Source organism: Cellulomonas septica, assembly GCF_012396155.1.
GTDB classification, from domain to species: domain Bacteria; phylum Actinomycetota; class Actinomycetes; order Actinomycetales; family Cellulomonadaceae; genus Cellulomonas; species Cellulomonas septica.
Window position 1 is genome coordinate 1 of record NZ_JAAXOY010000172.1, and the last position, 5,822, is coordinate 5,822.

Genomic DNA, 5,822 nt, shown 5'->3' on the forward strand with positions numbered 1-5,822 from the left:
CGCTGTTCTGACCACGCCCGGCGCTTCCGGCGGGGTGCGTCTTCGGAGCCACGGGCGGACGCGGCCCGGTTGCCGGATGCGGCCTGGTTGCCGGACGCCTGGTGGCCGGACGCCTGGGTTGCCGGACACGGCCTGGTGCCGGACGGCGAGCGTCAGGCCGGCGGCGCGTCCGTCCCGGCCGGGGTCCCGGCCTCCGGCTGACCGGCCGCCAGCGTGGCCAGCGCGGTGCCGGCGGTGCGGTGCACGGTCGCGACGAACCAGCGTTCGGGTGCCGCGCCCCACTCGTCGCCGACGGCCGTGATCGGGAACAGCAGCAGCCCGCCCGTCGGGTGCGTGAGCACGAGCTGCGTGCCCGACCCGTCGGTGCGGGACGCCCACGCGAGCCCCGGGACGCGCTGGACGAGCAGGTCGCCGAACGCGACGCCGAACGCGTTGACGAGCGGCTCCGGGTCGGGGCGGTCCCCGGTCGCGCGCCACGTCGCCTGGACGCGGTCGAACAGGTCGCCCACGGCCTGCGCGTCGAGCGAGCCGTCGCACAGCTCCTCGACGAGGGCGCGCTGCTGCGCGGTCCACACGAGCTCGGCGGCGTTGAGGGGCGCGAGGACCGGCTCGGCGTCCACGTGCTCGGCCCCGGCGGGTCCGTGCGGCGTGGGCACCACGGAGCCGTCCGTGGGCCTGGGCGTGCGACGGAACAGCGGCATACGGTCCTGATCGACGCGTCCGGTACGGGACTTGACGGACGACGAGGGCGGGTCCCCCGTCCGGACGACGTGCGTCGTGCCGGTCGGAGGACCCGCCCTCGTGAGGAGAAGCCCAGGTCAGGGCCTCGGTCGGGACCGCGCGGGCGGTCCCGACCGGGTCAGGACCGCGTCACCGTGATGGCGTGCGTGGTGACGGTCGGGAGGTACCCCTTGTCGCCCGCGTACAGGGCGGTGACGTAGCCGCCCACCTTCACGGCGGGCAGCGTGACCGTTGCGGAGCCGTCCTTCAGCTGAGCCACGGCCACGGTGCGCAGGTTGTACAGCACGGTGACCTTGCCGGTCGGGGCCGGGGCGCCCGCGGCGCCCGAGACCGTCACGGTGACGGCCGGCTTCGCACCCGCCGGCACGGTCCACGAGCCGGTCGAGAGCGTCGCCTTCGCGAGCGCCGGCGTCACGCGGTAGGACCGCTGCGACTTCGACGACGAGACGTCCGCGCTGCCGGTGTAGACCGCCGTCAGCTGGTGCGTGCCCACGGTGAGGTCCTGCGGCAGGGCGATCGTCGCCGTCCCGACGAGGTTCGTGACGGCCAGCGTGCCCGTCCCCAGGACCTTGGTGCCCTCGCGGATCTCGACGGTGCCCGCGGGCGCCGCCGTCTGACCCGTCACGGTGACCGTCGCGGTGACCGCGGCGCCGTACGGGCCGGAGTTGCGCGACAGCGTGAGCGCCGTGGACGACCCCGACTTCTTCAGGTCGACCGTGACGACCGCGGACGTCGACGACGCGTACAGCGCGCTGTCCGGCGTGAACACCGCCGTGAGCGCGTGCGAGCCGGCACCGAGACGGACCTTCGCGGTGGCCGTGCCACCGCTCACGGCCGCCGAGGCGACCTCCGTCTCGCCGTCGCGGAACGAGACCGTGCCCGTGGCCTCGGCCGGGGCGACGGTCGCCGTGAGCGTGAGCTCCTGGCCGGCCTTCGACGCGCCGCTCGCCGTGAGCGTGGTGGTCGTGGCCGTCGGCTCCGGCACCGTGACGTCGACGACCTGGGCGCGAGCGGCCGGGTCGGCGTTGAGGTGGTGCAGGACGAGCAGCCGGCCCGAGGTGGCGTCGGCGGACCGGTGCACCGGGATCTGCGTGCCGTCGTCACCGAGCGACGAGAACGAGCCCGCGATGTCCGGCTCGAACCAGAACGGCGGGTCGAACGGGTCGATCGTGAACGGGTCGGCCTCGTCGATGGCCGGCGGCGTCACCGCGTAGTCCGGCGCGTAGGTCCACGCCCGGACGGTCGGTGTCGCACCCGGCTCGAGGCCGAGCCCGGCGATGTCCACCGGGGCGACGAGGACGTTGCTGTCGAAGACGCCGGCCTCGACGTCGCCGAAGAACCCGTTCACGGGCCACTGCGACACGACGTCGCCCGACGCGAGGTCGTACGTGTCGGCCAGCGTGATGTCCGTGTCGGGGAGCTTCTCGACGACCGTCTGGAAGTCCTCCTCGCCGTCGCCGTCCACGTCGATGTCGAACACGGGCAGCCAGTTGAGCCCGAGGGAGGCCCACTCCGCGTCGGTCGCGAGGCCGAGGCCGATCACGCCCTCCACGGCGGGGTCGCCACCGGCTGCGGCCACCTGCGGTGCGTTCGACGCCCAGCCGACGTACCGGATGTCACCGGCCGCGAGCGTCGACTCCGAGGTGACGAAGCCGGCGGGCGTGGCGTCGCGGCGTGCGTCGGTGGCACCGAGCACGAGCGGCGTCGTCAGCGAGTACCAGCCGCCCTCCGCGACGCCGCGGCCCGCGAGCGTGAGCGGCGCGGTGGTGGCGGCGGCGTCCGCGAACGCGACCGGGGCCGCGGTCAGCTCGCTGACGAGGCGCGGCGCGGCCTGGACGGGCACGCGCAGCTCCTGCGCACCCGACGTGAGCACGAGCCGGCCCGAGACCTCGGAGACGTACTCGCGCGGGACGCCGGCGGTGACGGCCGCGGACGTCGGGTCGAGGTCGCGGCTCAGGGTCGCCGGGTCGGCCGTGAACGTCAGCGTGACGACCGCGGAACCGCCGGCCGGCAGCGTGAACGACGCGGGCGACGCGGTGATGGACGCGTCCCCGGTGGTCGTCGACGTGGTGACCGACGTGCTGTAGCGGGCGCTGGCCGTGCCGAGGTTCTTCACGGTGACCGTCTTCTTCTGCACGACGGGCTGCGCGCCGACCTCGACGACGCCGAAGGACACCGAGGTCTGCTTCGGGTCCTGCGTGTTGTACGCGACGACGTTCGTGTTGACGGCCTGGAGCGCGTCGACGCGGCCCGAGCCCACGCGGCGCGGCCCGTAGGCGTCGCCCGTGCGGTTCTGGCCGGTCCACACGTCGTGCGTCGCGGTGTTGACGACGGCGGCCTTGACCTGCGTCGCGTCCCAGCCCGGGTGCGCGCTGCGGACGAGGGCGGCGATGCCGGCGACGTGCGGCGACGCCATCGACGTGCCGGAGAGCGACTGCGGCTCGTTGCCCGTGCCGGACGCCGCCGAGAAGATCAGCGTGCCGGGTGCGGCGACGTCGGGCTTGGCGTGCCCGAGCGAGCCGTGCTCGCCGCGCGACGAGCCCGGGTTGAGCGCGTCGCCCGCGAGGTCGGCGACGACCGCGCCGGCGAGCGACGGGCCGATGTGGACCGTGAGCGTGCCGGCCTGGATCTCCGGCAGCAGCGCGTCGGTCGTGGAGGCCGTCATCTGCGCGCCGGGGATCGTGGCGGTGCCGGAGATCCCGGCGGAGAAGACGGTCTGCTCGGTGGGCAGCAGGACGCCGACGGCGCCGGCGTCGGCCGCGTTGGTGAACCGGGCGACGGAGCCGCAGCGGCGGGTCGCGTCGTCGTCGTCCCACCAGAGGTAGGCGATCTTGCCGGAGACGGTCGCGGCCTGGGCGGCGGTGAACGCGGTGCAGCCGTCGAACGTCGCGCCGACGTAGGCGACCGGGGCCGTCACGTCGGGGCCGGCGTACGCGATCGAGTTCTGGCCGGAGTGCAGGCCCACGAGCGCGGGGTTCGCGGCGGCCGTGACGTCGATGCCGTCGTACGTCTGCGGGGCGCCGACGGAGTTGGCGACGGTCAGCGCGCCCGCGGCGTTGCCGGGCGAGCCGCCGATGTCGGTGATGTCGCCGGAGTTGCCCGCGGAGTTGACGACGACCGTGCCGAGCGCGACGAGCGCGTCGACGAGCATCGTGTCGGGGTCGTCGGCGGGGGCGCCGTCCGCGCCGAGCGACAGGTTGACGACGTCGAGCCGGTCGCCGAAGTCGCCGTCGGCGTTCGGGTCGGCCGCGCGGTCGAGCGCGAGACCGGTGAGCTCGGTCGAGCCGCCGATGTCGCCGAAGACCTTGAACGCGTACAGCCCGGCCTCGGGCGCGGTGCCCGGGCCGACCTGCCAGTCGGCGACCGACGTCAGCGACGTGTAGTCGCCCTCGAACGTCGTGCCGTCGGGCAGGACGCCGTAGCCGGCGGCGGTTCCGGCGACGTGCGTGCCGTGACCGACGTTGTCCGACAGGTAGGTCGCGTCGATCGGGTTGTCGTCCGGCGAGGGGACGGGCGTCGAGCCGGGCAGCGGGTCGACGCTGGGGTCGTACAGCGGTCCGGCGAAGTCGTACCCGCCGAGGAACTTCTCGGGGTCGAACAGGCCGGCGGGCACGGGCTGCGTGCCGTCCTCGCCGTACGCCTCCTCGTACGCCGCGACCGTGCCGGGGCCGCCGAAGTCGGCGTGCGTGTAGTCGAGGCCCGTGTCGATGACGCCCACGCGGACGCCCTCGCCGGTCTGGCCGGTGCTCTGCCACGTCGCGAGCGCACGCGTGAACTCGACCTGGTGGCTGTTGTCGGCGGTCTTGCGGGCCACGCGGTAGACGGCCACGACGTCGGGGCTCTCCGCGAGCGCGCGGACCTCGGCGGCGTCACCGGTGACGAGCGTGCCCGCGACGAGGTTGGTCAGGGTGGCGATGCGCTGCGGCTCGGCGGCCGTGGCGGAGCGGGCGGTCTGCTCCTGCGGGACGACGTCCTCGGCGAGGTCCTCGGTGACCTCGGCCTGGGCGCGGACCTGTGCGGGCGTGCCACCGTCGGCGACGACGTCGGCGCCGGACTTCGCGTCGAGCTGGACGAACGCGGTGACGCGTCCGGTGGCGTCCTGCAGGTCGCGCGAGACGCGCGCGGCGGCGCGGGGGTCGAGCTTGCCGGGGTCGGCGGCGCTCGGGGTGTCCGGGGGCGGTGCCGCGGTGGCGGGCTGCGCGCCGAGGACGGCGGTTCCGAGGGTGACGGACAGGGCGGTGAGCCCGGCGAGCAACGGACGACGTGACATGTGCACATCCCTGACTGGTGAGGACCGGCGTGCACCCGGCCGACGAGCCGTTTCCTGGCTCGCGCACCCGGGTGCCTCGTGCACGTTACTGACGAGTCACGACATTCGTCACCCCCGTGCACGGTCGTCTTTTTCGTCGGAGTCCCGTCGGAGTCGGACGCGCGTCCCGACGCCGGCGGGCGACCGTCGCCGCGACCTGCGTCAGCGCAGCGGCACGAACGTGTAGGAGCCGTGGGTCGTGACCAGCACGCGTCCGTCGACGCGGCGCACGAGGTGCATGGTCGAGCGGACGGGGATGACCATGCGGCCGCCCTCGGCGACCTGGTCGACGAGGATCTCGGGGAGCGCGCGGGGTGCCGCGGACACGAGCACGCGGTCCCAGCCGCCGTCGACGGGCCGTCCGAGGACGTGCGGGTCGGCGCGGTCGACCGACACCCACGGCATCCCGCACGCGTCGACGTTGCCGCGACCCCAGTCGGCGAGCTGCGGGTCCAGCTCGAGGCCGAGCACCGTGCCGCCGGGTCCCACGAGCCGGCCGAGCAGCGCGGTCGTCCACCCGGACCCGCTGCCGACGTCGAGGACGCGCGCGCCGACGGGGACCTGGAGGAGCCGCAGCATCGCGGCGACCGTCGAGGGCTGCGAGCTCGTCTGGCCGTGCCAGAGGGGGAGCGGGTGGTCCTCGGCCGCGCGGGCCTGCTGCTCCGGCGGCAGGAAGTGCACGCGTGCGAGCGTGCGCATCGCGTCCGCGACGTCGGCCGCGCGCTCGGGGTCGGGGCCGGTGGTGGCGCCCATCGTCCGAGCCTACGGCGGC

3 protein-coding genes are annotated in these 5,822 nt (G+C 74.9%); all 3 read right to left on the reverse strand.

Translation table 11 applies throughout. The features are described 5' to 3' along the window. Positions 1-152 precede the first annotated feature (152 nt). The 3 genes from HGA02_RS08525 to HGA02_RS08535 all read right to left on the reverse strand — a co-directional run bounded on the left by HGA02_RS08525 (position 153) and on the right by HGA02_RS08535 (position 5,803). Positions 153-656: a DUF3806 domain-containing protein gene (locus HGA02_RS08525; protein WP_210728337.1), complete on the reverse strand. Its 504-nt coding sequence runs from the start codon at positions 654-656 to the stop codon at positions 153-155. A 203-nt stretch (positions 657-859) separates the two neighbouring features. Further along, complete coding sequence (locus HGA02_RS08530; protein WP_168678659.1) at positions 860-5,011, reverse strand: S8 family serine peptidase; 4,152 nt, start codon at positions 5,009-5,011, stop codon at positions 860-862. A 201-nt stretch (positions 5,012-5,212) separates the two neighbouring features. Beyond that, positions 5,213-5,803 (reverse strand): protein-L-isoaspartate O-methyltransferase family protein, encoded by a 591-nt coding sequence (locus HGA02_RS08535; RefSeq protein ID WP_168678660.1) that lies wholly within the window; start codon positions 5,801-5,803, stop codon positions 5,213-5,215. Between the last annotated feature and the right edge of the window lie 19 nt (positions 5,804-5,822).

Excerpts from the sequence above, each read along its gene's own strand:
- HGA02_RS08530 (WP_168678659.1), bottom strand. The coding sequence starts at position 5,011 with ATGTCACGTCGTCCGTTGCTCGCCGGGCTCACCGCCCTGTCCGTCACC.
- HGA02_RS08535 (WP_168678660.1), bottom strand. The coding sequence starts at position 5,803 with ATGGGCGCCACCACCGGCCCCGACCCCGAGCGCGCGGCCGACGTCGCG.